This is a genomic window from Actinomadura sp. 6N118 (genome assembly GCF_044326415.1).
Taxonomy (GTDB): Bacteria; Actinomycetota; Actinomycetes; order Streptosporangiales; family Streptosporangiaceae; genus Spirillospora.
Genome location: NZ_JBIRAZ010000004.1, coordinates 162,258 through 188,197, shown reverse-complemented (window position 1 = coordinate 188,197; position 25,940 = coordinate 162,258). Strand labels below are relative to the sequence as shown.

Annotated in this window: 23 protein-coding genes; 7 read left to right on the top strand and 16 right to left on the bottom strand. The window is 70.6% G+C overall.

The window, feature by feature from the left end:
* The 3 genes from ACH34W_RS11690 to ACH34W_RS11680 are packed head-to-tail and all read left to right on the top strand — an operon-like array spanning position 1 to position 3,951.
* Positions 1 to 1,323: an ABC transporter substrate-binding protein gene (locus ACH34W_RS11690; protein WP_395960816.1), complete on the top strand. Its 1,323-nt coding sequence runs from the start codon at positions 1 to 3 to the stop codon at positions 1,321 to 1,323.
* Positions 1,324 to 1,357: 34 nt separating this feature from the next.
* Complete coding sequence (locus tag ACH34W_RS11685; RefSeq protein WP_395960815.1) at positions 1,358 to 2,944, top strand: ABC transporter permease subunit; 1,587 nt, start codon at positions 1,358 to 1,360, stop codon at positions 2,942 to 2,944.
* A 53-nt stretch (positions 2,945 to 2,997) separates the two neighbouring features.
* The gene (locus ACH34W_RS11680) at positions 2,998 to 3,951 is read left to right on the top strand and encodes a carbohydrate ABC transporter permease (RefSeq protein WP_395961173.1); all 954 of its coding nucleotides are present in this window, start codon (positions 2,998 to 3,000) and stop codon (positions 3,949 to 3,951) included.
* 118 nt (positions 3,952 to 4,069) lie between these two features.
* On the opposite strand, the gene ACH34W_RS11675 is transcribed toward ACH34W_RS11680, so the two are convergent.
* Entirely contained in the window at positions 4,070 to 5,320 is a 1,251-nt protein-coding gene (locus tag ACH34W_RS11675; RefSeq protein ID WP_395960814.1) for an ABC transporter ATP-binding protein, read from the bottom strand.
* Between the two features lie 217 nt (positions 5,321 to 5,537).
* On the opposite strand from ACH34W_RS11675, the gene ACH34W_RS11670 reads away from it, so the two are divergent.
* Both ACH34W_RS11670 and ACH34W_RS11665 read left to right on the top strand, forming a co-directional pair.
* Positions 5,538 to 6,590 (top strand): LacI family DNA-binding transcriptional regulator, encoded by a 1,053-nt coding sequence (locus tag ACH34W_RS11670; protein WP_395961172.1) that lies wholly within the window; start codon positions 5,538 to 5,540, stop codon positions 6,588 to 6,590.
* 59 nt (positions 6,591 to 6,649) lie between these two features.
* Complete coding sequence (locus ACH34W_RS11665; RefSeq protein ID WP_395960812.1) at positions 6,650 to 7,090, top strand: Lrp/AsnC family transcriptional regulator; 441 nt, start codon at positions 6,650 to 6,652, stop codon at positions 7,088 to 7,090.
* A gap of 17 nt (positions 7,091 to 7,107) precedes the next feature.
* Here ACH34W_RS11665 and ACH34W_RS11660 read toward each other — a convergent pair whose 3' ends face one another.
* The 15 genes from ACH34W_RS11660 to ACH34W_RS11590 form a co-directional block, all read right to left on the bottom strand.
* Positions 7,108 to 7,989, bottom strand: a complete 882-nt coding sequence (locus ACH34W_RS11660) for a TIGR03619 family F420-dependent LLM class oxidoreductase (protein ID WP_395960811.1) — start codon at positions 7,987 to 7,989, stop codon at positions 7,108 to 7,110.
* 104 nt (positions 7,990 to 8,093) lie between these two features.
* Positions 8,094 to 9,083: an N-acetylglucosamine kinase gene (locus ACH34W_RS11655; protein WP_395960810.1), complete on the bottom strand. Its 990-nt coding sequence runs from the start codon at positions 9,081 to 9,083 to the stop codon at positions 8,094 to 8,096.
* Positions 9,080 to 10,354, bottom strand: a complete 1,275-nt coding sequence (locus tag ACH34W_RS11650; protein WP_395960809.1) for a 6-phospho-beta-glucosidase — start codon at positions 10,352 to 10,354, stop codon at positions 9,080 to 9,082. Before ACH34W_RS11650 ends, ACH34W_RS11655 begins: the two co-directional genes overlap by 4 nt.
* The gene (locus ACH34W_RS11645) at positions 10,351 to 11,271 is read right to left on the bottom strand and encodes a carbohydrate ABC transporter permease (protein ID WP_395960808.1); all 921 of its coding nucleotides are present in this window, start codon (positions 11,269 to 11,271) and stop codon (positions 10,351 to 10,353) included. The genes ACH34W_RS11650 and ACH34W_RS11645 overlap by 4 nt, the downstream gene beginning before the upstream one ends.
* Entirely contained in the window at positions 11,268 to 12,245 is a 978-nt protein-coding gene (locus ACH34W_RS11640) for a carbohydrate ABC transporter permease (RefSeq protein WP_395960807.1), read from the bottom strand. The genes ACH34W_RS11645 and ACH34W_RS11640 overlap by 4 nt, the downstream gene beginning before the upstream one ends.
* A gap of 1 nt (position 12,246) precedes the next feature.
* On the bottom strand, positions 12,247 to 13,575 hold the full coding sequence (locus ACH34W_RS11635; protein WP_395960806.1) for an ABC transporter substrate-binding protein: 1,329 nt from the start codon (positions 13,573 to 13,575) through the stop codon (positions 12,247 to 12,249).
* 44 nt (positions 13,576 to 13,619) lie between these two features.
* A complete protein-coding gene (locus tag ACH34W_RS11630) occupies positions 13,620 to 14,798 on the bottom strand; it encodes an ROK family transcriptional regulator (protein ID WP_395960805.1) in 1,179 nt (392 codons plus the stop codon).
* Positions 14,799 to 14,919: 121 nt separating this feature from the next.
* A complete protein-coding gene (locus tag ACH34W_RS11625) occupies positions 14,920 to 15,426 on the bottom strand; it encodes a hypothetical protein (RefSeq protein ID WP_395960804.1) in 507 nt (168 codons plus the stop codon).
* A 185-nt stretch (positions 15,427 to 15,611) separates the two neighbouring features.
* Entirely contained in the window at positions 15,612 to 16,289 is a 678-nt protein-coding gene (locus ACH34W_RS11620) for a hypothetical protein (RefSeq protein ID WP_395960803.1), read from the bottom strand.
* A 172-nt stretch (positions 16,290 to 16,461) separates the two neighbouring features.
* Positions 16,462 to 17,298, bottom strand: a complete 837-nt coding sequence (locus tag ACH34W_RS11615; protein ID WP_395961171.1) for a PLP-dependent cysteine synthase family protein — start codon at positions 17,296 to 17,298, stop codon at positions 16,462 to 16,464.
* A 53-nt stretch (positions 17,299 to 17,351) separates the two neighbouring features.
* Entirely contained in the window at positions 17,352 to 17,891 is a 540-nt protein-coding gene (locus ACH34W_RS11610; RefSeq protein ID WP_395960801.1) for an FHA domain-containing protein, read from the bottom strand.
* Positions 17,892 to 18,068: 177 nt separating this feature from the next.
* A complete protein-coding gene (locus ACH34W_RS11605; RefSeq protein WP_395960800.1) occupies positions 18,069 to 19,307 on the bottom strand; it encodes an acyl-CoA dehydrogenase family protein in 1,239 nt (412 codons plus the stop codon).
* 82 nt (positions 19,308 to 19,389) lie between these two features.
* Positions 19,390 to 20,469, bottom strand: coding sequence for a DUF3616 domain-containing protein (locus ACH34W_RS11600; RefSeq protein WP_395960799.1), 1,080 nt, complete (start codon positions 20,467 to 20,469; stop codon positions 19,390 to 19,392).
* A 62-nt stretch (positions 20,470 to 20,531) separates the two neighbouring features.
* The gene (locus tag ACH34W_RS11595; protein ID WP_395960798.1) at positions 20,532 to 21,719 is read right to left on the bottom strand and encodes a cytochrome P450; all 1,188 of its coding nucleotides are present in this window, start codon (positions 21,717 to 21,719) and stop codon (positions 20,532 to 20,534) included.
* A 53-nt stretch (positions 21,720 to 21,772) separates the two neighbouring features.
* Entirely contained in the window at positions 21,773 to 23,164 is a 1,392-nt protein-coding gene (locus ACH34W_RS11590; protein WP_395960797.1) for a KamA family radical SAM protein, read from the bottom strand.
* A gap of 156 nt (positions 23,165 to 23,320) precedes the next feature.
* On the opposite strand from ACH34W_RS11590, the gene ACH34W_RS11585 reads away from it, so the two are divergent.
* Positions 23,321 to 24,433: an L-erythro-3,5-diaminohexanoate dehydrogenase gene (locus tag ACH34W_RS11585; RefSeq protein WP_395960796.1), complete on the top strand. Its 1,113-nt coding sequence runs from the start codon at positions 23,321 to 23,323 to the stop codon at positions 24,431 to 24,433.
* A gap of 36 nt (positions 24,434 to 24,469) precedes the next feature.
* Entirely contained in the window at positions 24,470 to 25,801 is a 1,332-nt protein-coding gene (locus ACH34W_RS11580) for a DUF2252 domain-containing protein (protein WP_395960795.1), read from the top strand.
* Positions 25,802 to 25,940 lie beyond the last annotated feature (139 nt).

The window sequence follows — 25,940 nt, the reverse complement described above, 5'->3', positions numbered from 1 at the left end:
ATGCGCAGCAACCGTTTTGCCGTGATGCGGGGCACCGCCCTCGCGACCGGCCTGCTCCTCGCCCTCGCCGCCTGCGGCGGCGACGACTCCGGTGACAAGGGCGGTGACTCCGGCGGCCAGACGCTCAAGGGCGTCAAGCTCGAGGTGGCGGCGGTGTGGACCGGCGCCGAGGGCAACGGCTTCAAGAAGGTGCTGGAGGGCTTCCAGAAGAAGACCGGGGCGACCGTCACGCTCACCCCGACCGGTGACAACACCGCCACGTTCCTGCAGACGAAGATCCAGGGCGGTGCGCCGCCGGACGTGGCGATGCTGCCCCAGCAGGGCGTCATCGCCGAGTTCGCCAAGAAGGGGTGGATCAAGCCGCTGAGCCCCGAGGTCCAGACGCTGGTCAAGCAGAACTACGCCAAGGTGTGGCAGGACTTCGGCACCGCCGACGGCAAGCTCTACGGCCTGTACTTCAAGGCCGGCAACAAGTCGCTGGTCTGGTACCGCACCAAGGCGTTCCAGGACGCCGGGGTGCAGCCGCCCGCCGACTGGGCGAGTTTCGTGAAGGCCGCGCAGACCCTCTCCGACGCCGGCACGACCCCGCTGGCGATCGCGGGCGGCGACGGCTGGACGCTGACCGACTGGTTCGAGAACGTCTACGCCTCGCAGGCCGGCGTGGAGAAGTACCGCCAGCTGTCCAAGCACGAGATCAAGTGGACCGACCCGTCGGTGAAGCAGGCGCTGAAGACGCTCGCCGAGCTCTGGGGCAAGCCCACCTTGATGTCCGGCGGCGCGGCAGGGGCCAACAGCCTGCTCATGGACCAGGCGGTCACCAGCGTCTTCGGCGCCGAGCCCAAGGCCGCCATGCTCTCGGGCGCCGACGTCGTCTCGGCGAACATCACCGAGACCAAGTCCAAGGTCGGCACCGACGCGCTGGTCTTCCCGTTCCCCAAGACCGGGGAGAAGCCGCCGCTGGTCGGCGCGGGCGACGCCGCGGTCATGCTCAAGGACAACAAGGGCAGCCAGGAGTTCATGAAGTACCTGGCGTCGCCGGAGGCGGCCGCGCACTGGGCCAAGGTGGGCGGCTACATCTCGCCGAACAAGGGGCTCGACGTGTCGAACTACCCCGACGAGGTGCAGCGCACCAGCGCCAAGGCCGTCATCGATGCGGGTGACGACTTCCTGTTCGACATGTCCGACCTCTACCCGGCGGCCTTCGGCGGCACCAAGGGCTCGGGCGAGTGGAAGCGCCTCCAGGACTTCCTGAAGAACCCGTCCAGCGTGGACGCGACGGCGGCGGGCCTGGAGTCCGACGCCGCCAAGGCCATGAAGAGCTGACCACCATCACACTGACGGGACAACGGAGAAGCTGATGACCGACTCCCCCGAGAGTCCGGCCGCGCCCGAGCCCTCGGGGGACGGGTCCGAGAAGAAGGCAGTCTCTGGGAAGACCCGGACGGAGCCGTCTGCTGAGGGCGGGCGGCTCGGTCCGGCGCCGTGGATGTCCGGAGGGTTCCTCCTCCCGGCGCTCCTGGTGCTGGGCCTGCTGGTCGTCTACCCGATCCTCTACACGCTCTGGCGGAGCCTGTACGACGGCTCCGGCGAGAAGCTGGTGTGGTTCGGCAACTACACCGACATGTTCACCGACGACGTCACGGTCAGCTGGGGCCCGACCGCGGGCAAGCTGATCGTGACCCTGCTGGTGCTGCTGGTCGCGGCGGGCACGGTCTTCGCCGCGTACCTCGGCATCACCGACCGGCGGCGGGCCGGGATCATCCTCGTGGCCCTGCCGCTGGCCCTGCTGGTGATGTGGGCGCTGCTGTCGGCCAAGTCGCCGATGTACACCGCGTTCCGCAACAACCTGATCTGGGTCATCGCGGCGCCGTCCATCATCGTCGCGCTCGGGCTCATCTTCGCGGTGGTGACCGAGCGCATCCGCTGGGCGGCGGCGTTCAAGCTCATCGTCTTCATGCCGATGGCGATCTCGATGCTCGCCGCCGGCGTCATCTTCACGCTGGTGTACGACCGGGCGCCCGAACGCGGCGTGCTGAACGCGGTCGCCGTCGGCGTGCACGACACGTTCAAGGAGTCCTCCGCTTTCCCGGGCGTCCGCCCGCGCGAGAGCGGCGGCCCGCTGAAGGCGGAGAAGACCCCCGACGGCACCGCCTACGTGACCCGTGAGGCGGTGCAACCCGGCGCGACGGTGCTGCTGCCGCTCGTCGCGGTCAAGCCCGAGGTGCAGCGGACGCTGGGGCCCGCCAAGGCGAACACGCCCCGGCCCGGCACCATCACCGGCACGGTGTGGTCGGACTTCACGCCGGGCGCCGCGGCCAAGCCCAACCAGGTCGACCCACCCGAGAAGGGCCTCGGGAAGATCAAGGTCGAGGCGGTCTCGGGAGGCAAGGTGGCCGCGACCACGACGTCCGCCGCGGACGGCACGTTCGCCTTCAAGGACCTGCCGGCCGGGGCCTACACCGTCCGCCTGGCCGCCTCGAACTTCGCCGAGCCGTACAACGGCATCGACTGGCTCGGCTCCAGCCTGGTCACCGCGTCCATCATCGGCGCGTACATCTGGATGTGGGCGGGCTTCGCGATGGTCCTCATCGGCGCGGGGCTGGCCGCGATCCCGCGCGACGCCCTGGAGGCGGCGCGCGTCGACGGCGCGACCGAGCTCCAGGTGTTCTGGCGGGTGACGATGCCGCTGCTGGCGCCGGTGCTGGTGGTCGTGCTCGTCACCCTGGTCATCAACGTGCTGAAGGTGTTCGACCTCGTCTACATCATCGCGCCGGGCGCCACGCAGCAGGACGCCAACGTGCTGGCCCTGCAGATGTACCTCAAGTCGTTCACCGGTGAGGGCGCCGACCAGGGCATGGGCAGCGCGATCGCGATCGTGCTCTTCCTGCTGGTGCTGCCCGCGATGATCTTCAACATCCGCCGATTCCGCCGGGAGCAGGGATGACCGAGAGCACCGAGTCTGACAGCGCCGGGTCCGTGGACGCGGCGGGCACCGGTGTGGCCACCGGCGGCGCGGCGGCGAGGGTTCCGGCGGCCGCCGGCGATCCGGTGGGGCGTGCCGCGCGGGGCGTGTCGGGGGCGCCGCGGCGGAGCGTCGCGTCCCGGATCGTGAACCGGCTGGGCGGCGGCGCAGTGCAGATCGCCCTGATCCTGATCGCGGTCGTCTGGCTGGTGCCGACGATCGGGTTGTTCATCGCCTCGCTGCGCGGCCAGGCCGACAACACCGAGAGCGGCTGGTGGAAGATCTTCACCAAGCCCACCGAGCTGACCCTGAAGAACTACACCGACGTCATGTCCAACGACGACATGACCACCGGGTTCGTGAACACCGTCCTCATCACGGTGCCGACGACGGTGCTGGTCGTGGTCATCGCGTCGCTGGCGGCGTACGCGTTCGCCTGGATCGAGTTCCCGGGGCGCGACTGGCTGTTCCTGGGCGTGGTGGGCCTGCTGGTGGTGCCGATCCAGGTAGGCCTCATCCCGATCGCCAAGCTCTACGGCGGGATCGAGATCGGCGGGTTCAAGATGTTCGGGTCGATCACCGGCGTGGTGCTGTTCCACGTCGCGTACGGCCTGCCGTTCGCCATCTTCCTGCTGCGCAACTACTTCGCCGGGATCCCGCGGGACCTGCTGGAGGCGGCGCGGATGGACGGCGGCACCGAGTGGACCATCTTCCGCCGGGTGATCTTCCCGCTGGGCGGCCCGGCGATCGCGTCGCTGAGCATCTTCCAGTTCCTGTGGGTGTGGAACGACATGCTGATCGCGCTGATCTTCGCCAACCGGGACTCCCAGCCCCTGACGGTGGCGATCCAGCAGCAGGTCCGGCAGTTCGGCTCCAACATCGACATCATCGCGCCTGGGGCGTTCCTGTCGCTGGTGGTGCCGCTGGCCGTGTTCTTCGCCTTCCAGCGGTACTTCGTGCAAGGGGTGCTCGCCGGCTCGGTGAAGTGAGAGATGAAGCGCCGCATACCGTGATGTGAACGGCATGCGGCGCGTATCTGAAAAATGTGACGCGCATCACGTTCCCCACAGCCTGTGGATGAGGCTGTGGGAAAACGTGATGCGTTCGTTAGGCCGGGACCTCGTCGTCGTCGGCGGGCTCGACCGCCGCCGCGTCGGCGTGGCCGATCGCCAGGCCGCTCGCCTGGTCGAAGAAGTGCAGGCGGCGGGTGTCGACGGCCAGCTCGATGTCCTGGCCGGGCCGCACGTGGGACCGCGCGTTGACGCGCGCCGTCCACAGCGCCTTGTTCTCGATCAGCGGGATCGCCATGTCGGCCGCCTCGCCCTCGGCCGCGTCCTCGGCCAGGTCGGCGGTGTCCTTGTGCTCGACCGGCGGGGCGTCGATGGTGAAAATGACGTTGATCTCGCTGCCGAGCTCCTCGGTGACGCTGCTCTTGGCGGCCAGCGGCGCCCATTCGGGCTTGGCGTGCGCGGCGTCCTCGAAGTCCGACGGGCGGATGCCAAGGATGATCTTCTTGCCGATGTAGCCCTCAAGCCCGGGCTTGTCGGCCAGCAGCGCGTCCGGCACCGGCAGGGTGTAGCCGGCGAAGGTGACCTGCGCGCCGCCGTCGCCGCGGCTGAGCTCGGCGGTCACGAAGTTCATGGCGGGGGAGCCGATGAAGCCCGCGACGAACAGGTTGACCGGGTTGTCGAACAGGCGCTGCGGGGTGTCGACCTGCTGCAGCCTGCCCTCGCGCAGCACGCAGACCCGGTCGCCCAGCGTCATGGCCTCGACCTGGTCGTGCGTGACGTACACGGTGGTGACGCCGAGGCGCTCGTGCAGCTGGCTCAGCGAGGCGCGCATCGACACGCGCAGCTTGGCGTCCAGGTTGGACAGCGGCTCGTCCATGAGGAACGCCTGGGGCTGGCGCACGATCGCGCGGCCCATCGCCACGCGCTGGCGCTGGCCGCCCGACAGCGCGGCGGGCTTGCGCGCCAGGAACTGCTCGAGACCGAGCATCTTGGCCGCATCGAGGACCTTCTGCTTGATCTCGGCCTTGGGGGTGCCGCGCAGCTTCAGGCCGAACGCCAGGTTCTGCTCGACCGTCATGTGCGGGTAGAGGGCGTAGTTCTGGAAGACCATCGCGATGTCGCGGTCCTTGGGCGCGAGATCGTTGACGATCTGGTCGCCGATCGAGATCTTGCCGTCGCTGATCTCCTCCAGCCCGGCGATCATCCGCAGCGCGGTCGACTTGCCGCAGCCGGACGGGCCGACCAGCACCATGAACTCGCCGTCGCGGATCTCCAGGTCCAGGGAGTCCACGGCCTTGACGCCACCCGAATAGATCTTGTCGACCTTGTCCAGCACGATCTTGGCCATCGTCTGCCTCTCACCTCACCCGCACGCCGTCGCACGGGCCCCCCGATCACCGGCCGGTGCCGGTGTCGGATGGAAACGTTTCCAACCCACTCGGTTAAGCAGGCCCTTTACTTGTTCATCGGATTAAACCTCATGGAAACGTTTCCACAACACGCAAGATCATGAAAAAATGCGGAGGCGGTTGACATGGTCGACAGAGGAGAAGTGAGTGGCGGACATGGCCGACAGGGGTGAATCGCGAGAGCGTGCGGTGGGGCGGCGTGGGGCGCGGCCTGCGACGATCAAAGACGTCGCGGCTGCGGCGGGGGTCGGGATCGCCACGGTCTCGCGGGTGTTCTCGGGCGGCTCGGTCAGCGCGGCGACGCGGGAACGGGTGCTCGCCGCCGCCGGGGATCTCGACTACCGGCCGAGCGCGGTGGGCCGCAGCCTCAAGCTCCAGCGGACGGGCGGGATCGGGCTGATCGTCCCCGACGTGACCGACCCGTTCTGCGCCGATCTGATCGCGGGCGTGCTGGAGTGCGCGCGGACGTTCGGCGAGCACGTCCTGCTGGACGCGGCGCACGGCGACGCCGGGCGGGAGGCCGCGATCGCCGACCGGATGATGGAACAGCGCCTCGATGGGATCATCGCCGTGCCGGAGGGGGATCCGGCGGCGTGGCACTCGGTGGCCCGCGCCGGGGGGTGGGTCGTCTCCGTGGACCGGGTGCTCCCCGGGCCGCCGGACGTCCTCACGGTGCTCATCGACGACCGTGCCGGGGTGCGGGCCCTGGTGGAGTATCTGGTGGGCCTCGGGCACCGGCGGATCGCGTTCCTCGGGGCCGCGTCACCGGGGGCGCCGATGGGGGTGCGGGAGCGTGCGTTCCGCGACACGCTCACCCAGCTGGGCGTCGCGGTGGACGAGGACCTGGTCGTCGCGGCCAGGCCCGAGCGCGACAGCGCCTACGCGGCGGCGGCCGGGCTGCTGCAGCGGCGGGCCGGCGCGTCGGCCGTGCTGGCCGCCGGGCACCTGATCGGCGAGGCGGCCGTGCTGGTGGCGCGCGAACTGGACCTGCGGGTGCCCGCGGACGTGTCGATCGCGATGGTCGGGGACGTGTCGTGGGCCGAGCTGTGCGACCCGCCGCTGACGGCGGTGGCGCGCCCCGGCCACGACGCCGGATACCGGGCCTGTGAACTGCTGCTGCGAGACCGCACGCGGGCCCGGGGCGGGCCGGTGCTGCTGCCCACGGAGCTGGTGATCCGCGGCAGCTGCGGGCCACCGCGCAGGTCCTGACCGATCTGTGACCGTAACCGGGTCGGCACCGGCCTCCCGCGCAAGCTAGATTTTCCCGCGTGGAGGAGATCGATCGTCAGATCATGACACTGCTGGCCGACGACGGGCGGATGAGCTTCACCGACCTCGCCAAGGAGACCGGGCTGTCAGTGTCCGCCGTGCACCAGCGGGTGCGCAGGCTGCAGAAACGCGGCATCGTCAAGGGCTTCACCGCGCAACTCGATCATGAGCAGATCGGGTTGCCGATGACCGCGTTCGTGTCGATCAAGCCGATCGACCCGTCCGCTCCTGACGACGCCCCCCATCGGCTCAGGGACCTGACCGCGATCGAGGCCTGTCACTCGGTGGCGGGCGAGGAGAGCTACATCCTCAAGGTGCGGGTCGCCACGCCGAACGAGCTCGAGGACCTGCTCCAGAAGATCCGGGCCGCGGCCAACGTGGCCACCCGGACCACGGTCGTCCTCAGCACTCCCTGGGAGGGCCGCCGCCCCCAGATTTAGAACGCCGCCCCCAGATTTTAGAACGGTGCAAAGGCCTCCAGGGCCTCGCCTGCGAGGCGCATCGCCTCGTGCGGGTCCGCGACGCGCGGGTCGAAGTTCAGGTCGACGAACAGCTCCGTGACGCCCTGCCGCGCGAGAGCGGCGAAGTCGTCGCGGATCTCGTCGTAGGTGCCGGTGAGGGGCCGCCGGCGTGGGCCGGGCCGGACGGCGGCGCGGCAGACGAAGCGCAGCGCGTCCACGTCGCGCCCGGCCTTCGCGGCGGCGTCGCGGACGATGCCGATCGACTGGCCGAGGCTCGCCGGGTCGGCCCGGCTGGAGCTCACCCAGCCGGCCGCCAGGCGGCCGGCGCGGCGCAGCGCGGGCTCGGACGCGCCGCCGAGCAAGATCGGCGGTTCGGGGGACTGGAACGGCGCGGGGTCCATCCGGACCGGCGGGAAGTCGTAGAACTCGCCGTGGAACTCGCTCACCTCGTCGTGCCACAGCGCGCGCAGCGCCGCGAGGAACTCCTCGGCGCGGGCGCCGCGCCGCTCGTACGGCGCGCCCGCCGCGGCGAACTCCTCGCGCATCCAGCCCAGCCCCAAGCCGAGATCCAGGCGTCCGCCGGCGACGTGGTCGAGCGTCGCGGCCTGCTTGGCCAGGAGCGCGGGGGAGAAGTACGGCAGGTTGACGACGGCCACGCCGAGCCTGGCCGTGCTAGTGAATCCGGCCAGGTAGGCGAGCGTGACAAATGGATCGGGAACGTTGCGGTACGTGTCGTCGGTGGATCCGGCCGGGTTGAGGAGCCGCTGCAGCGTCCACAGCGAGTGGTAGCCGAGACCCTCGGCCCTCTGGGCGATCTCGACCTGGTGGGCGGGAGTGGCCCACGCCCCTGATACCGGCACGGCGAACCCGATGTGCACGACGTTCCTTCCGTTGCGGATCGTTTGTGGAGTGTTGTCGACTCCTCGGGCCGAACCTTACAACGTCAAGGTCCGTGGCTAGGGCGCCGCAACGCGGAGCGCCATTATGAGCGGATTGGTGGCTGCCATGGCGTACTGAACGCGGCGCGGGCTGCTTCGTAGGCGGCGAGGGGTGCGTTGAGCAGGTCCAGGCCCAGCAATGTGGCGCCAAGCACCGGGGGGCTGTCCGCGACGATCAGGCGCGCCCATGGCGCCCGCGCCGAATAGCGCCATTCGATGGTGTCCATGAGCACCGGGCGGCGGGAGGTGAGCACGCCTCCGCCGAGCACGACCTCGGCGGGGGAGCCGAGAAGATCGAGCCTGCGGAGCGCCGTGACCCCGAGGAGCATGATCTCCTCGGCCAGTCGTTCGGCGATCCCGCGTGCCACCGGGTCGCCTGCTTCGGCTGTGTCGAGGAGTACCGGAGTGAGCGTTGCCAGCCGTCCAGGCGGGATGTCGCCCCGGTGCACGCCGAGGCCCACGTCCTCCGCGCGGGACAGGCCGAAGTGCGCCGCGACGGCGGCGGTCAGCGCCGTCTGAGGCCCGCGTCCGTCCTCGCCGCGGACGGCGTGCCACAACGCCTCGGCGCCGAGGTCGGCGCCGCCGCCCCAGTCGCCGGTGATCCGCCCGAGCGAGGGGAACCGGGCGGTGCGCCCGTCCGGGCCGACACCCAGGCAGTTGATGCCCGCGCCGCAGACGATCGCGACGCCCCATCCCATCGTGGAGCCGGTGCGGAGGAGGGCGAACGTGTCGTTGGCGACCCGGACGCGCCGGGCGAGCCCGCGGGCGGCCAGAGCCTTCTCCAGCCGTTCCTCCTCCTCGGGGAAGTCCGCTCCGGCCAGGAAGGCGGCGAGCTGGTCGGCCGTGCCGCGGCCGGCGCGTGCGACGGCGTCGGTGATGAGACCGCTCAGCATCGCGACGGCGTCGTCCACTCCGTGCGCCTGCGGCTGGAACCCCGGGCCGCGGACGGCGGCGAGCAGCTCGCCGCCGTCCGACACCACGGCGACGTCGGTCTTGCTGTTGCCGCCGTCGACCGCCACCAGCGTGCGGCTCATCCGTTCGCCGCCCAGGGGAGGTGAGCCCGGCCTTCGTTGATCAGTTCGCGCGCCAGCCGCTCGGCCGCGTCCGCCTGGCCGACCAGCGGGTGGCCCAGGAGCGCGTCCGTCACCCGGTCGGCGCCCCCGTGGCGGGCGGCGGCGACGGCGAGCTCCTCGTACGCGGAGACATGCGCGATCAGGCCTGCCAGCAACGGTTCGACCGGCGGGACGGGAAGCGGCGCCGCACCGGCGGCGGTGATCCGGGCGGGAACCTCGATGACGGCCTCCGGCGGCAGGAAGGGCAGCGTCCCCTCGTTTTGCACGTTCACCACCTGTACGCCCGGCGCCTCACCGAGCAGCGCGGCCAGCAGGTCGGCGGCGGCCTCGGAGTAGTGCGCCCCGCCGCGTTCGCCCAGCAGCGCCGGTTTGGTGTCGAGCGCGGGGTCGGCGTACATCTCCATCAGGCGACGCTCGATCTCCGCCACCTTCGCGGCCCGTGCCGGCGCGGCGCGCTGCTCGCCGACGACGCGGTCGTGCTCGTAGTAGTAGCGCAGGTAGTACGAGGGGACGGCGCCCAGCCTCCGGATCAGCCCGGCGGGCAGTCCGATCTCCACCGCGAGCGCGCCGAGGTGCTCCTCCAGGAGCCGGGGGAGGACGTCGGAGCCGTCTACCTGGACCGCGCGTTCCCAGGTGAGGTGGTTGAGGCCGACATGCCCGAGACTCACCCGCCCCGGGTCCACTCCGAGCAGGCCGGCGAAGCGGCGCTGGAACGTGATCGCGACGTTGCAGAGGCCGATGGCGCGGTGGCCCTCGTCCAGCAGCGCGCGCGTGATGATGCCGACCGGGTTGGTGAAGTCGACGATCCACGCGCCGGGCGCGCGTTCGCGCACCCGTTCGGCCAGCTCCAGCACGACCGGGACGGTCCGCAGCGCCTTGGCCAGCCCGCCCGCCCCGGTGGTCTCCTGGCCGACGCATCCGCAGGCCAGCGGGAACGTCTCGTCGCTCAGCCGTGCGGCCTGCCCGCCGACCCGGAGCTGGACGAGCACGGCGGCGGCGCCGTCGAGCGCGCCGTCCAGGCCGGAGCCCATGCCGGTGACCGTGCGCACGGTCACCGGGCTGCCCGCGCGGGCGAGCATCCGGGCGGCCAGCCCGCCGACGACCGCCAGCCGGTCCGCGGCGGGGTCGACGAGCACGAGTTCCTCGACCGGCAGCGTCCCGGCACGCCGCGCGATCCCTTCGACGAGCTCGGGGGTGTAGGTCGAACCCCCGCCGATGACGGCCAGCTTCACCCTTTCACTCCTGTCAGCGTCACGCCCTGGATGAACACCCGCTGGGCGAGGAAGAACACCACGATCACCGGCAGCACGGTCAGCAGGGTCGCCGCCATCGTCAGGTTCCACTCGACGTTGTGCGCGGCGCGGAACGTGGCGATGCCGACGGCGAGCGGGCGGTGGTCAGGGTCGGCGTAGACCAGCGGCCCGAAGTAGTCGTTCCAGCAGTAGAAGAACTGGAACAGCGCCACGGCGGCGATCGCGGGCCGGGCCATCGGGAGGACGACGCGGATCATGGCGGCGAACTCCCCGCAGCCGTCCACCCGCGCCGCGTCGGCGTAGTCCTTGGGAATCGTCACCAGGAACTGCCGGAGCAGGAAGATGGAGTACGCGTCGCCGAACAGCAGCGGGATGATCAGCGGCCACAACGAGCCGGTCAGCTCGAACCGCGCCCACACGATGTACATCGGGACGACCACGACCTGCGGCGGCAACATCATCGTCGTGATGACCAGCACGAGCGCGAGCTTGCGCCCGCGGAACCTGAACCGCGCGAGCGCGTACGCCACCGGCACGCTCGACACGAGCATGAAGGCCGTCCCGAGCCCGGCGTACAGCAGGGTGTTGCCGAGCCACCGCAGCATCTCGGACGACATCACGTCGGCGAAGTTGCCCCACGCCCACTCCGAGGGCCACAGCGCGCCGCTCAGCGCCTGGTCGTCGGTCATCACGGCGGTGAGGAACATGAACGTCACCGGCGCCATGAACATGAGGCCCAGGGCGATGGCGATCGCGTGCGTGGCGACCCAGTAGAGGACACGCCGCCCGCGCGTCCCGCCCGCGGCGCGGCGCCGTGCGGGCGGCGGCGCCTCGCCGGGACCGGGGGACGGACGCAGGCCCTCGGCTGGCTCGCGCATCCGGACACCGTCAGTCATCCGGACACCTCCTCGTCGGCGAAGGCGTGGAACTGGCGGAGCAGGACCAGCGTGAAGGCCATCGAGACCGCCAGCAGGACCAGCGCCAGCACGCAGGCGTAGCCCATGTTGAACTGCCGGAACCCTTCGTCGTACAGCCATTGCGGAAACGTCAGCGTCGACCCGTCCGGGTAGCCCGGCGCGGTCGTCGTGCCGGGCTGGTCGGCCTGCCCGGCGGCGACCTTGGCCGCGACCATCGCCTGCGTGAAGTACTGGAGGGTCTGGATGACGCCGGTGACAGCAGCGAAGAGCAACACCGGCGAGATGGTGGGCAGCGTGATGTGACGGAAGCGCTGCCAGGGCCCGGCGCCGTCGATGGCGGACGCCTCGTACAACTGCCGCGGCACGTCCAGCAGCGCCGCCAGCAAGATGATCATGACGTCGCCGACCGCCCACAGCCCGAGCAGCGTGAGCCCGGGCTTGCTCCACTCCGGCTCGTTGAACCAGTCGGGCACGGGGACGCCGAGGGCGCTGGCGAACTGTTCGACCGGCCCGGTGCCGGGGTTGAGCAGGAACACGAACGCCACCGTCGCGGCCACCGGCGGCACCAGGTACGGCAGGTAGATGATCGACCGCAGCACGCTCCCGCCCGCCTTGAGCTGGGTGAGCAGCTGCGCGGTGCCGAGCCCGAACAGCACCCGCAGCGGCACCATGACCACGACGAGCCACATGGTGTTGCGCATCGACCGCCAGGCGTCCTCGTCCTGGAGGAGGAAGCGGTAGTTGGTCAGCCCGACGTACTCCAGTGAGAACAGGTCGTACCGGGTGAACGAGAAGTACACGGTGGCCAGCAAGGGGTAGGCGAAGAAGACGCCGAAGCCGATCAGCCAGGGTGACAGGAACGCCAGCACCCGGAGGCGGTGGCGGCGGCGCGCGCGGGGCGCCGCCACCGGCCGGCGTCCCCCGCGTGCGCGCCGCGCGGACAGGACGGTCATGTCAGCCGCCGGAGAGCCGAAGGGCCTTGTCGATCTTCACGTCGAGGTCGCGCAGGCCTTTGTCGAGATCGGAGACCTTGCCGGGCTCCCACTGGTCCTGGACGAACTCCTGGAACTGGACGATGTAGTCGCCGCCGTTCGGGCTGGACGGGCTGGTACTGGTGCCGGGATGCCGGAAGACGTCCATGAACGTCTTGAACTGCGGCGGCAGTTTCAGAGCAGGTGAGGCGAGCGCGTCGCGCGTGCTCGGCACGTTGCCCAGGGCGTTGGCCAGCGTCACCACGGCCTGCGTGTCGGTCGTCAGGTACTTGACCAGCGCCCAGGCGGCCTCGGGGTGCTTGGCGCCGCGCGGGATGCCCATGATGGTGCCGAGCGTGAAGCCGCTGCCGTACTGGTCCTTGCGGTCGTCGGCGACGGGCGGCGGGGCCGTCCCGTAGTCCAGCGTGGGCGCCTCCTTCTCGATGAACTTGGTGCGCCACTCGCCGTCGATGGCCATGGCGACCTTGCCTTTCTGGAAGGGGTTGGACGCCTCGAACTCCTGGCCCATCGACCGCATGAACTTGCGCGCGTTCTGCAGGCCGTACCAGTCGAGCAGGTCCTTGGACCACCGCAGGTACGCCTTGAACCCCGGGTCCTTGGAGAAGTTGGCCTTGCCGTCGGCACCCAGCCACTTCACCCCGAAGCTGGGGGCGATGTGCTGCGGCGTGTGCTCGTAGTACTGCGTCGAGGGCATGAACCCGGCGACCTTGATGGTGCCGTCGGGATCGCGGACGGTCAGCTTCTTGGCCAGCGCGGCGAGCTCGCTCATCGTCGTCGGCGGCTTCTCGCCCTTCATCAGCTTCTTGTTGTAGTAGAGGCCGTAGGCGTCGGCGAGCAGTGGCAGCGCGCACCGCTTGCCCTTGAACTGCGTGTAGTCCTGGACGGCCTTCGGGAAGATGCCGAGGTCGACCTTGTCCTTCTGCAACCGCGGGGTCAGCTCCTGCCACGCGCCGCTCTGGCAGAACTGGCCGAGGTTGTCGGTGGTGAAGGAGGAGACGACATCGGGCGGGTTGCCGCCGCGGATCGCGTTGGTGATCTGGTCGTCGAGCTGGTTGCCGGTGATCTTGACGGTGATGTTCGGATGGGCGCGGCGGAAACCGGCGACGGCGTCCTCGAACGCCTTGACCTCGTGGTCGGCGCTCCATCCGTGCCAGACCTGGATCGTCTGCGGGGCGTCCGCCGCAGGCCCGCTGTCCTTGTCCTTGTCGCCGCCGGCCGTGCAAGCCGAGGCCGCGGTGAGGGCGAGGACGGCCGTCAGGGCCACTGCGCGGGGCGAGGGTTGGATGCGCACTCCGGTTCCTCCTTAGGGGAGGGCGGCAGGGGGGACCGCCCGGATCAGGGAGTGGTGCTGGAGAAGACCTCGTCGCGGGCGTCGCCGAGCGCCAGGTGCAGGGCGCCCGCCAGGACGGGGTTGCCTTCGACCGAGCTGAGCCGGACCGGAGGCCTGGGGATGGTCATGGTGTGCAGCTCGCGCTCGACGAGCGCGCGCAGCGGCTCGCCGCCCGACCGCAGCACGTCGCCGGTGAGGACGATCAGCTGCGGGTCCAGGACGGCGACGACGGTCGCGAGGGTGGCGCCCAGCCGGGTGGCCAGTTCGGTGAGCGCGGCGTGGGCGGGGCCGGACTCCACGGCGGCGGCGCGGCCGAGGGCGGTCGCGGCGTCCCGTCCCCGGAAGCCGTGCGCCCGCATCAGCTTGAGCACGGCGGCGCCGCCGGTGAGGCTGTGCACGCCGCCGCTGTGCGTGCGCCTGACGTCGCGCCTGAGCGGCGCGCCCGCGACGGGCATGTAGCCGATCTCGCCCGCGCCGCCCGTGGCGCCCCGGTGCAGCACGCCGCCGAGCACGACCGCCATGCCGACGCCCTCGGCGACCCACAACAGCACGAAGTCGCGGGCGTCACCCGCCTCCCCACCTGACAGCTCGGCGAGAGCGGACAGGTTGACGTCGTTCTCGATCGAGACCGGCGCGCCGAGCGCGCCGGTCAGGCGCTTGCCGAGGTCGGGTACGTGCCAGCCGGGGATGTGCGCGGCGTAGCCGAGCTTGCCGGTGGTGGGATCGACCGCGCCGCCGATGCCGATGACCACACGCCGGAGCCGGTCGCGCGGGATCCCGACAGAGGCGGATTCGAGGGCGGCCTGGACCCGCGCCACCGCGTCCACGCCGGAACGCGCCGGTGTGGGCAGCGTGTGCTCGCCCGCCACGGCCCCCGTCAGGTCGGCCACGACGGCGCGGATCCGCGCCGGGGTCACATCGAGGGCGGCGACGTAGGCCGCGGCCGGGTTGACGCGGTAGAGCTCGGCGGTGCGGCCCGGCTGCCCCTCCCGTATCCCGTCCTGGACGACGAGTCCCGCCTCTTCCAGCCGGGCCAGCAGCTGCGACGCCGTGGGCTTGGAGATGCCGGTGAGCTCGGACAGCTGCGGCCGGGTGAGCGGCCCGCGTTCCAGCAGCACCTTGAGCGCCGCACGGTCGTTGATCGCCCGCATCAGGCTCGGTCTGCCGGGGACAGGTGCAGCCACGAGATCGCCTCCGCCCACGCGGGACCGGCCGTCAAGTTAGGAAGGTTTCCTAACTTGGAAGTGAAAGTAAGGAACCCTGCCGAATCCGTCAAGACCCCGATTTCAGAACGGTGCGGTTCCTTCAGCCGGAGGCGCCGCCGCGCGGCCGGACCCGCAGGACGAGCACGCCGCAGACGGCGGCCAGCAGGATCGCCGCAGACGCCAGCCAATGTGCCGCGTTCAGCATGAACAGAACGTCATTCATCGACCCCCTGGCCACGGGGATCCAGGCAGGCACTTCCACTTCCTCCTCGACGCTCGCCGTGTCTATGGCCTCACCGTCCGTAGGTGCGGTCAGCAAGGTCGTCCAGAGTTTCGAGAGCGTTACCGCGACCGGTATGAGCAGCAGGGCGGTCCCTGCGAGGCGCCGTATGCTCCCCGTCTGCAGAGCCACGAGGCCGAGCGTCCCGGACATCAGCAGGCAGAAGCATACGGGGACGATAGAGGTCTGCACGTCGATGGAGACGTCTGCAGCGGCATTGTCGTCGGGCCCGACCAAGAACGAGGCGGCGAAGACCGCGAGAGCGGTCACCGCCAGGACGAGCTGGCTCCACAACAGCCAATGTGCGGCACGGACTCCGGTGATCATCGGAGCGATCCTAAACGGCCCCCGCTTCTTCGGCCAGCCGGTCGCGGTCGTGGTGGCCGAAACCCTCTCACGGCGCGTTCACGCCGAAGGAGCCGATCAGGCGGCCGTTCCTGATCGCAGCGTCGAGCCGGGTCATCACGTCGATCATGTCGTGTGGCGACGTTGCGATGGCGTCCTGGACGCGGTCATCGTTGATCGCTGCGCGGAACGCGTCGCCGAGCGGGCCTTCGAGAGGAGGGGTCGACCAGGCCCGACGTCGTGAAGCCGTCGTAGACACCCTGCGCGAATTCGACCGCTGCGGCCTTGACGGCCTGCGCCTGCGGCGCGTCGCTCGTCAGGAACCCGGCCAGCCGCGTGCTGGACGAGACGGCCGCTGACAGCGGGAACGGGACGAACACGGAGAGGTCGGCAGCCGACTGCAGCGCCGCGCTCACGAGATTCTCCCGGCCGGCGACGTGGTCGACGATCGGCGATGTGACCGGCAGGGCGCCGGCCACGGCGCCCGCCCGCTCGAGCGCTGGGCCGAGCTGCACCAGCGCGTAGCCGACCAGCCCTCGAACGAGTGCCGCGCGGGGGGCGAGGTTGTCGAGCAGGTCCTGGCCGTCAAGGCCCGTGGCCGCCGCCAGCAGCGCATCAAGCTGGGTCAGCAGCGCCGCCGGCTGGCGGACATCGAGCCCTGCGGCGACGAGGCCGTCCCACCAGGCCTCCACGTCCGCGCTGGTCGGCTCCGTCCGCAACGCCGACGGGTCGAGCCGCGGGGGACCCCCGTTCACCGCTGCGAACGGCGAGGGGACCACGTCGGCGGGCGAGGCCGCCGGGGTGTCGAGCGCCGACGTGGCGCGCACGCCCGTGGCGCCGTTCATGCCGGCGGCTGGGTCTCGGGCGTCTCCTCGACGGTGGGCGCCGGGTTCTGCATGCGTGCCCATGCGGCAGCCTGGGCCTGCGGTACGTCACAGTGTCCTACCCCGTGCACCTCACCCGGGACAGCCCTTACGTGACCGGATGAGGACCGAGGTCCAGTCCAACTACTCCATTTCAGGAAGCGGGCGGGCCGGGTGCGTCCGCGATCAGCGAGACGATGGTGCCCTCGCCGCGCTTGGCGGCCAGTTGCAGCGCGGCCTGCAGGCAGGCACCGCTGGACGGACCCGCAGGCACCCCGGTCGCCTCGTGCAGGTGGCGGGTCATGGCGAGGCTCGTCTCGTCCGGCACCGGGATCACGACATCGACGACCGAGGCGTCGAACGCCGGCTCGACGCGTGGCCGCCCGATCCCGTCGATGCGCGACGGCATCCCGGTGGCGTAGTCGTCCACGTCGTAGGCCCACGCCGCGAAGTAGGCCGAGTGCTCCGGGTCGGCCACCGCGAGCCGCGTGGACAGGCCGCCGTCCCTGATGTGGCGGCCGAGCGCCGCGCTGGTGACGCCGCTGCCCGCGCCCGTCACCACCCAGGCGGGCGGCTCGGCGAGCTGGCCGAACAGCTCGGTGGCGAGCGACCGGTCGTCGACCGGGGTGAAGGGGTCGAGCACGTAGCCGCCGATCTCGTCCGCGAGCCGCCCGGCCTCCTCGTAGACGGCCAGTGGCGGGTCGTGGCGGCGGCACTCGCCGCCGAGCCGCTCGATGCGGGCCGCCTTGTCCGGCCGGGTCCGGCCAGGGACCACGGCGACCATCGGCAGGTCCAGCAGACGTGCGAACCAGGCGGCGGCGATCGCTGTGTTGCCGCTCGTCGGCGTCACGATCGCCTGTCCCTCACGCAATGCGCCGGACTTGACCGCGGCGCGCAGCAGCGCGCGGACGGGCCGGTGCTTGAGGCTGCCGGAGGGCTGCGCCGACTCGTCCTTGAGCAGGATCCGGGAGTCGCCGGGGTAGGGCCGCAGGGGAGTGACCGGGGCGTCCTCGTCGAGCTGCCGGAGCGCCGCGGCGGTCCAGCTCAGGGTGCCGCCACGATGAAGCTGGAGTTGCCGAAGCCGACCTCGTCACCGGGACGCACCCGGGCTGGGCCGGTCAGCCTCCAGCCGTTGACGCGGGTGCCGTTCATGGAACCCAGATCGGAGATCATCCAGCCCTCGTCACCGCGGTAGATCTCGGCGTGAAAACGGGAGACGGTGAGGTCGGTGAGGATGAACTGGCAGCCCGGTGCGCGCCCGACGACGATGCGGCTGAGGTCGGACGGCGGGAGCATGAACCGAGGCAGCCGCGGCGCCCGCCAGGCCGCCTCGATGCGCGCGGTGACCTGCGAGACCGACGTGATGATCCCGGTCAGCCGGTTGACGACGCGATTGGTGGACGGCAGGTCGTGCACGATGTCGGCGAGCTCGGCCTGGCTCTGCGCGCGCAGCACCTGGTCGACCCGCCGTTCGAACGTCTCGTGGGACATCCGGCCTTCGGCCACTCGATCGCTGAGCACACGCAACACTCGGTCGCGCTCCATATCGGACGCTCTCACCGGATATGAGGGCTGACCGTCCATAGCTGTGAGTATCCAGATCCCGTCGTCGCCTGTCCAGGAAAGCCCGCATCCCCAGGATAAGTGATCATCGTTGCTGATCCCTTACCTTCGGCCCCGCCTTTTGGCCGGGCTGTCTGTTGGATGCCCGGCGGTGACCCGGAGTTCGGATGGCCGCCGATCTTTCGGTGGGCGCGGGTGTCAGCGCGACAGGAGATCCCGGGCGATGTGGGTCACCTGGATCTCGTCGGTGCCCGCGTAGATCTGGAACGACTTGGCGTCGCGGGCGAGCTGCTCCACGCGGTACTCGCTCATGTAGCCGTTGCCGCCGAACAGCTGCACGGCCTCCATCGCGACCTCGCTGGCGGCCTGCGCGGTGTAGAGCTTCATCGCCGACGCCTCGGCCAGCGTGGGGGTGCGCCCGGCGCGCTGCATCTCGATGTGCCGGAAGACGAGGTTCTGCACGTTGATGCGCGCGACCTCCATCTTCGCCAGCTTCAGCTGGATGAGCTGGAAGTCGCCGATCGGCTGCCCCCACAGCTCGCGCTTCTTGGCGTAGTCGACCGACAGCTTCAGGCACTCCTCGATGACGCCGAGGGACATGGCCGCGACGCCGGCGCGTTCGGTGACGAAGTTCTGCTTCGCCGACTCCTTGCCACCGCCCGACCCGCCGGTGAGCAGCCGGTCCGCGCCCGCCCGCACGTCGTTGAGGAACAGTTCGCCGGTGGGGGAGGAGTGCAGGCCCATCTTGCGCAGCGGCTTGCTCTGGTCGAGGCCGGGCATGCCGCGGTCGAGCACGAACGTGAGGATCTCGCGGTCGCGGGGCGCCCGCCCGTTGTCGAGCTTGCAGTAGAAGACGATCGTGTCGGCGTAGGGGCCGTTGGTGATGAAGGTCTTGCTGCCGTTGAGGACGTACTCGTCGCCGGCCTTGCGCGCGGTCGCCTGCATGCCGCCGAACGCGTCCGAGCCGGAGCCGGGCTCGGTGATCGCCCAGGCGCCGACCTTGTCCATCGTGAGCAGGTCGAGGCCCCAGCGCTCCTTCTGCTCGACCGTGCCGCGCTTCATGATCGTGCCGGCCGCGAGACCCAGGCTGACGCCCATCGCGGTGACCAGGCCGGGGGAGACCTTGCACAGCTCGATGATGGGCAGCATGTTCATCGCGGCGTTCCCGCCCCCCGGCCGGTCCTCGCCGGAGTCGCCGCCTTCGCCGGAGTGGCCACCCTCGCGGGGGCTGCCGCCGTCGCGTTCCTTCTGGATGCGGGAGGCGAACGAGGACCGGGCCAGCTCGTCCAACCCGAAGGTCTTGAACAGGCTGCGGATCAGGTCGTACGGCGGCAGCTCCCCGGCGTCGAGGGCGTCCAGGTTCGGCCGGACCTCCGCGTCGATCCAGCCGCGCACGGCGTCCCGGATCATGACGTCCTCGTCGGACCATTCGATCATGCCTGCCCCGCCTTTCGACTCCCGCTCGGTTCCCAGGTCCCATCCAAGCAGAGGTCGAAAGTAAGCGCTTATTTCGGGTCGGCTACTTCTCGAAGGAGACGACGTCGGCGAGGATCCCGCCGTCCGCGGTCTGCCGTTCGGCCGACGGGCTGTCGTAGACCACCAGCAGCTTGGGGCCGACGGCGTCGGACTCCTCCAGCACCGCGATGCCCTCGGCGTGGTCGTCGCCGTCCCCGTACGGGAGTTCGCCGACGAGCTGCAGCTCTTCGGCGGGCACGATGTCGGCGGCGGCGACCTTGGCGGCGCCGGGCCAGCGCATCACGCGCACCGGGCCGTCCAGGTCCATCGTCGGGCCCGTGAGGATCAGCAGGTCGTCGCCGTGCGGGCACAGGTCGCGGATGCCGAGGCCGCCCAGGTCCAGGAAGTGGGTCCGGTACAGCGCCTTGCCCTCCCCGATGGGGCGCAGCCGGAGGCGGTGCGGATCGTCCGGGTGCGTCTCGGGGTGGATCTCGATCAGCGCGGCCCAGCCGCGCAGCACCGGCCCGCGCAGGCCGATGTAGAGGCGGTCGCCCTGGGCGGCGATCCCCTCGATGTCGATGCCGTTGTCCTTGCTCGGGATCGGAAGGAACGGGCCCAGGTGCGGGTCGTCGGCGAGCAGATCGGTGATGGAGTCGCCATGCCCGCCCAGCACGGCGGCGGTGTGCTCGCCGCGCCGCTTGACCACCTCGGGCAGGCCGTCGTCGCCGGTCACCAGGGGCAGCCGGGCCAGGATGAACCGGTTCTCCTCGCGGACGACCGAGGCGAGCCGCTTGCGCGACTTGGCGTCGGACTGCCCGGCCTTGACCTTCTTGCGCTTGAGGCTGTGCGAGCCGATCGCCCACAGCCAGCCGTTGGCGCGGGCGAGGCCCTCGATGTCGGCCTCCTCGTCCGGTCCGGCCGGGAGCTCCACCAGGTCGGCGAGGGCGACCGAACGATGGTCGTCGTAGGCGGCGACCCGCCCGAGCCCGTCGGTGGTCGCGGTGAGCCGCTCGATGGTGGCGGTCTCGTCGCCCGCGAGCCACAGGCAGGAGCCGTCCTGGCGGACGGCGGAGAGATTGGTGTGCGTCTCGGCTTCACGGCTCTCATGCCCGAAGCGGAGCTCGACCCGGCGTTCCACGATCATGCGCCGATGTTCCCACACAACCAGGGCCGAAATCGCTGCTATCGGCCCAGGTCATTTGTGATCTACAATGTAAAGGCCGCATCCCAGCGCACCGGCAGCCGCACTGGCTTCCTAAAGACCAACCCTCGCGCCGACACCGTGGCGGCGGGATCGAGCCGCAGCCCGGGCAGCCGGTCGAGCAGCGCCGCCAGGGCGGTGCGGGTCTCCAGGCGCGCCAGGTGCGCGCCGAAGCAGAAGTGCGGTCCGTGCGCGAACGCGAGGTGCTCGGCGGCGTTCGCGCGGCGGACGTCGAACCGGTCGGGGTCGGGGAAGACCGCCGGATCGCGGTTGGCGCCGGCGATGGACACGCGCACCAGGTCGCCCTTGCTGATCGCCGCCCCGCCGAGCGTGACGTCCCGGGTGGCGTAGCGGTCCACGACCGAGGCCGACGGCTCGAACCGGAGCGATTCCTCGATCGCGGCGTCCAGCAGGCCGGGGTCGGCCCGGACGAGCGCGAGCTGTTCCGGGTGCCCGAGCAGGTGCAGCGCGGCGTTGGAGATCATGCCCTCGGTCGTGTCGATGCCGCCGAACATCAGCACCGCCGCGTTCGAGGTGACCTCCTCGGCGGTGAGGCCCTCCTCCTGGTGCGCGGCCTCGGCGAGCAGCGACGCGGACCCTGGGACGCCGATCGCCTCATGGACGGCCTCGCTCAGCCGCGCGTAGGCGTCGCCCGCCTGGCCCTGCCGCCCGGCGGTGATGTCGGAGACCGCCACCACGAACGCCTCGTACCAGGACCGCACGGTGGTGGCGTCGGCGCCCTCCAGCCCGAGCGCCTCGGCCACGACGGCGACGGCGAGCGGGCCCGCCAGGTCGCCGCGCAGTTCGGCCCGCCCGGCGGGCGCGATCCCGGTGATGAGACGGTCCACCTCCGCCTGGACGAACGCGGTGAAGCGGGCACGGGTCTGGGCCGGGCGGAACGGGCGGGCGAACGGCTCGCGGTGGCGGGTGTGGGTCCGCCCGTCCAGCGACAACATGCTGGGGCCGACGACCTGCGCCGTGGAGAAACGCGGATCGTCGACCGTGAACGCCGCCGCGTCGCGCATCACCCGTACGGCCAGTTCGTGTGAGGTGACGAGCCAGCCGTCGAAGGCGGGCAGCCAGGAGACCGGCTCGCCGGCGCGCAGCCGGGCCAGGAGCGGGTGCGGATCGGTCTCCAGCTCCTCGACCGTGGCCGCCGCGCCGAGCGGGAACGTTGCTGGTGGAGGCGTCACGCTAGCGAGCGTAGCCCCGCGGCAATCATGCGGCGGCAATCAGTCGGGCGTGATCATGCGGCGGAGGGGCGCTCCTGCCACCAGGTGCGTCCGGGCTCGGGGAGGGTGTGGATCGGGTCGTAGTACTCGTACTGGCGGTTGAGCGCCTCGGGGTCGGTGGCCTCCAAGGCGGTGCGGTAGTTCTTCGTCCAGTACGAGATGCCGCGCTCGCGGTCGTAGTCGGCGAGCTGGTGCACCCAGCGTTTCCCGACGTACGGCACGTCACAGACGATCCGCGGGGTGGCGAATCCGGGCAGGTAACCCATGATGGCGTGCTGCAGTTCCTGCGCCTCCCACACCGCGATCCGCCAGTGCTCGCTGTAGGGGATCATGTCGCACATGTAGAGGTAGTACGGCAGGATCGCGGCCTCGTCGAGCAGCGCGAACGACAGGTCCAGCAGCTGCTCGGGCGTGGTGTTGACGCCGCGGAGCAGGACGCCCTGGTTGCGGACGTCGCGGATGCCGGTGTCGAGCATCGCCTTGGCCGCGCGGGCGACGAGCGGCGTGACCGACTGGGCGGCGTTGACGTGGGTGTGGATGGCGATCTGCACGCCTCGTTGCTGCGCCTTGGCCGCCAGGCGCTCCATCCCGGCCCGGACCTCATCCTGCAGCCAGTGCTGCGGCAGCCCCATCAGCGCCTTGGTGGCCAGCCGGATATCGCGGATGTTGCCGATGTCCAGGAGGGCGTCCACGAACGACTCCAGGCGGGGCCAGGGCAGGTTGGCCACGTCACCGCCGGAGACCACCACGTCACGGACGCCGGGGGTGCGGCGCAGATAGTCGAGCATCGCGCCGTGCCGGTCGGGCGCCTTGATCGTGAACTTGTGCTTGTCCACGGCCGGGGTGGACGTCCCGACCAGGTCCATGCGGGTGCAGTGCCCGCAGTACTGCGGGCAGGTCGGCAGCAGCTCGGCCAGCACCTTGGTGGGGTAGCGGTGGGTGAGCCCCTCGACCGCCCACATCTCCGCCTCGTGCAGAGAGTCGCGCGCCGCGTAGGGATGGGACGGCCAGTCGGTCCTGCGGTCGCTGAAGACCGGGATCATGTAGAGGCGCACCGGGTCGGCGAGGAAGGACTCGGTGGAGGTCACGTCCATCGTGTTGAGCATCTGCGGCGTGACCAGCATCGACATGGTGGCGCGTTCGGCCTGGTCACGTTCCAGGTCGGCGTAGAACGACTCGTCGAGCAGGTCGCCCATGACGGTGCGCAGCTGCCGGATGTTCTTGACGCAATGCGCTCGCTGCCACTGCGCGGATTCCCACTGCTCGGCCGTGACGTCGCGCCAGCCCGGGAGGCGCCGCCAGTCGGGCTCCTCCAACGGCCGCCGGCGGTACACATACGGCTGATCCGAAATCCCGGCGTCGTTCCCCTCGGGCAGGGCTTCGGGATGCAGAGCAGCAGTGGTCATCGTTGACCCCCCTCGTGCGACGCGTCTTAACTATATCTTGTCCGAGACGGACGTTACGGGAAGAATTCCGTATGAACCAGTGGTACCCCGGATATCCTCCGGGATGCCAATCCGGACAAGAGAGGCGAGGCGGGCGGATATATGGGTGATCCACGCATGAGCACGTCCCCGGTGGGGCTCCACCGGGTCCTGGATCCGCCGGGGGTGCTGCCCCAGGCCGCCGCGCGGCTCGACACCGATCCCCGGATCCGCCCGGACGAGGTGCGCGTACGGGTGGAGCGGCTCAACCTGGACGCCGCCTCCTACCGGCAGCTGCACACCGCGCACGGCGGCGATCCCGATGCCGTCCGCCGCGAGGTACTGGCGATCATCGGCGCGCGCGGCAAGATGCAGAACCCGGTGACCGGCTCGGGCGGCATGCTGGTCGGCGTCGTCGACGAGGCGGGGCCGGACTCGCCGCTGGGCCTCAAGCCGGGGGACCGGATCGCGACGCTGGTCTCGCTCACCCTCACCCCGCTCGCCATCACCGACGGGCTGGCCCGCTGGGACGGGCGGTCCGAACAGATCCCGGCCGAGGGGCACGCGATCCTCTTCGCGTGTTCCATCGCCGCCGTCCTCCCCGCCGACCTGCCCGTGCCGCTGGCGCTGTCGGTGATGGACGTGTGCGGCGCGCCGGCACTCACCCATCGCGTGGTCCGCCGGCACGAGGGGCCCGGCGGACCCGCGCCGGGGGGTGTGGAGGGTCGTTCCCCCTCTGGTGGCTCAGCCTCTGGTGGCTCAGCGCGCGGCGGACCGGTGGTGGCGGTGCTGGGCGCGGCGGGCAAGAGCGGGTCGCTGTCGCTGGCGGCGGCCCGCCGCGCCGGCGCGGCCCGCACGATCGGGCTGGTGCCCACGGAAGAGGAGGAGCGCCGCCTGGCGGCCACCGGCCTCGCCGACACGGTCGTCCGGGCGGACGCGCGCGACCCGGTCGCCGTGGCCGCGGCCCTGGGTGAGCCCGCCGATGTGACCGTGGTCTGCGTGGACGTGCCCGGCTGCGAGCACGGCGCGATCCTGGCCACCGCGCCCGGCGGCACGGTGATCTTCTTCTCGATGGCCACCTCGTTCGCCGCCGCCGCGCTGGGCGCCGAGGGCCTGGCGGCGGACGTCACGATGCTGATCGGGAACGGCTATGTCCCGGGGCACGTCGATCTGGCATTGGACTTGTTCAGGTCGGAACCGGCGATTCGCGCGTTGTTCACCGCCCGAGAGGCTGGGAACCAACCACAATGACCGGGACGACCCACCGGATCATCGAGGAGCACTGTGATGGCGAGCATCACCCGGTCACTGCGCGAGCGTGACCCCAAGCAACGTCAGGGCCAGATCGTGGAGGTCCTGGTCGACGCCTTCTCCGACTTGATGGAGCGCAGTCCCGCCGAGTTCCGCCGCCGTTTCCGCAAGATGGCGTCCGACCCGTTCGCGTTCTACCGGGGAAGTGCCTGCCTGTTCTACGCCGACATCATCCACGACGAGGACCCCTGGGCCGACGAGCGCACCGGCCGCGTCTGGATCCAGGGTGACCTGCACGCGCAGAACTTCGGCACCTACATGAACGACGACGGCATCTTCATCTTCGACGTCAACGACTTCGACGAGGCCTACGTCGGGCACTTCACCTGGGACGTGAAGCGCCTGGTGGCCAGCCTGGCGCTGATGGCGTGGGGCAAGGCCATCTCCGACTCCGACATCCAGCGCCTGATCGAGACCTACGTCCGCGCCTACGTGGACCAGGTGAGGCACTTCGCCGAGCACGACGACGACCACGAGTTCGCGCTCACCCTCGACAACACCGACGGCTACATCCGCGCCGTGCTGGTGGCGGCGCTGGCCAACACCCGCATCGAGTTGCTCGACGAGATGACGCTGGTGGACCAGCAGGAGCGGCGGTTCCGCAACCGGCCGGGCGTGCGCCGCCTCGGCGAGGCCGAGCGGGCCAAGGTGGAGCGGGCGTACGAGGCGTACCTGCAGACGATCCCCGTCGACAAGCGGCTGCGTCCCATCACCTACCAGGTGAAGGACATCGTGGGCGCCTCCGGGTTCGGCATCGGCTCGGCCGGGCTGTCGGCGTACAACATCCTGGTGGAGGGCAACACCCAGGCTCTGGAGAACGACGTCGTCCTGTCGATGAAGCAGGGCAACGTCGCCGCGCCCAGCCGCGTCGTCGACGACCCCCGCATCCGCGACTACTTCCACCACCACGGCCACCGCACCGCCGTCTCACGGCGCGCGCTGCAGGCCAACACCGACCCGTGGCTGGGCTACACCGAGCTGGACGGGGTCGGCTACGTCGTGCAGGAGCTCTCGCCCTACGAGGAGGACCTGGACTGGTCGACCCTCACCGAGCCCGAGGAGATGCTCTCGGTGCTCGACGACCTGGGCCGCGCCACCGCCAAGATCCACTGTGTGTCCGACACCGATTCCGACCACACCCTGGTCGGGTTCCAGGTGGAGGACGCCATCAACGCGGCGGTCGGCCCGGACGAGAAGGCGTTCGTCGAGGCGATGGTGGCGTTCGGCATGGAGTACGCCTCGGTCGTCCGCGACGATCACAGGCTCTTCGTGGACGCCTTCAGGAACGGCCAGATCCCCGGCCTGTAGCGGCACGGGGGCGGCACAGGGGTGACACGCCGCGTCGTCGGCCTCCTCGGCAGGTTCGGTTGAGATAGTTGAGGTTCTTGCGGATCGGGGTCTGTTTGCCGGAGGATCTCCCGTAGGAAGCCCATCAATACGGACGATT

Excerpts from the sequence above, each read along its gene's own strand:
- ACH34W_RS11640 (WP_395960807.1), bottom strand. The coding sequence starts at position 12,245 with ATGACCGTCCTGTCCGCGCGGCGCGCACGCGGGGGACGCCGGCCGGTG.
- ACH34W_RS11605 (WP_395960800.1), bottom strand. The coding sequence starts at position 19,307 with ATGATCGAATGGTCCGACGAGGACGTCATGATCCGGGACGCCGTGCGC.
- ACH34W_RS11620 (WP_395960803.1), bottom strand. The coding sequence starts at position 16,289 with ATGAACGGCGCCACGGGCGTGCGCGCCACGTCGGCGCTCGACACCCCG.
- ACH34W_RS11590 (WP_395960797.1), bottom strand. The coding sequence starts at position 23,164 with ATGACCACTGCTGCTCTGCATCCCGAAGCCCTGCCCGAGGGGAACGAC.
- ACH34W_RS11645 (WP_395960808.1), bottom strand. The coding sequence starts at position 11,271 with ATGACTGACGGTGTCCGGATGCGCGAGCCAGCCGAGGGCCTGCGTCCG.
- ACH34W_RS11580 (WP_395960795.1), top strand. The coding sequence starts at position 24,470 with ATGGCGAGCATCACCCGGTCACTGCGCGAGCGTGACCCCAAGCAACGT.
- ACH34W_RS11600 (WP_395960799.1), bottom strand. The coding sequence starts at position 20,469 with ATGATCGTGGAACGCCGGGTCGAGCTCCGCTTCGGGCATGAGAGCCGT.
- ACH34W_RS11655 (WP_395960810.1), bottom strand. The coding sequence starts at position 9,083 with ATGAGCCGCACGCTGGTGGCGGTCGACGGCGGCAACAGCAAGACCGAC.
- ACH34W_RS11670 (WP_395961172.1), top strand. The coding sequence starts at position 5,538 with ATGGCCGACAGGGGTGAATCGCGAGAGCGTGCGGTGGGGCGGCGTGGG.
- ACH34W_RS11685 (WP_395960815.1), top strand. The coding sequence starts at position 1,358 with ATGACCGACTCCCCCGAGAGTCCGGCCGCGCCCGAGCCCTCGGGGGAC.
- ACH34W_RS11610 (WP_395960801.1), bottom strand. The coding sequence starts at position 17,891 with ATGGACGGTCAGCCCTCATATCCGGTGAGAGCGTCCGATATGGAGCGC.
- ACH34W_RS11675 (WP_395960814.1), bottom strand. The coding sequence starts at position 5,320 with ATGGCCAAGATCGTGCTGGACAAGGTCGACAAGATCTATTCGGGTGGC.
- ACH34W_RS11690 (WP_395960816.1), top strand. The coding sequence starts at position 1 with ATGCGCAGCAACCGTTTTGCCGTGATGCGGGGCACCGCCCTCGCGACC.
- ACH34W_RS11585 (WP_395960796.1), top strand. The coding sequence starts at position 23,321 with ATGAGCACGTCCCCGGTGGGGCTCCACCGGGTCCTGGATCCGCCGGGG.
- ACH34W_RS11625 (WP_395960804.1), bottom strand. The coding sequence starts at position 15,426 with ATGATCACCGGAGTCCGTGCCGCACATTGGCTGTTGTGGAGCCAGCTC.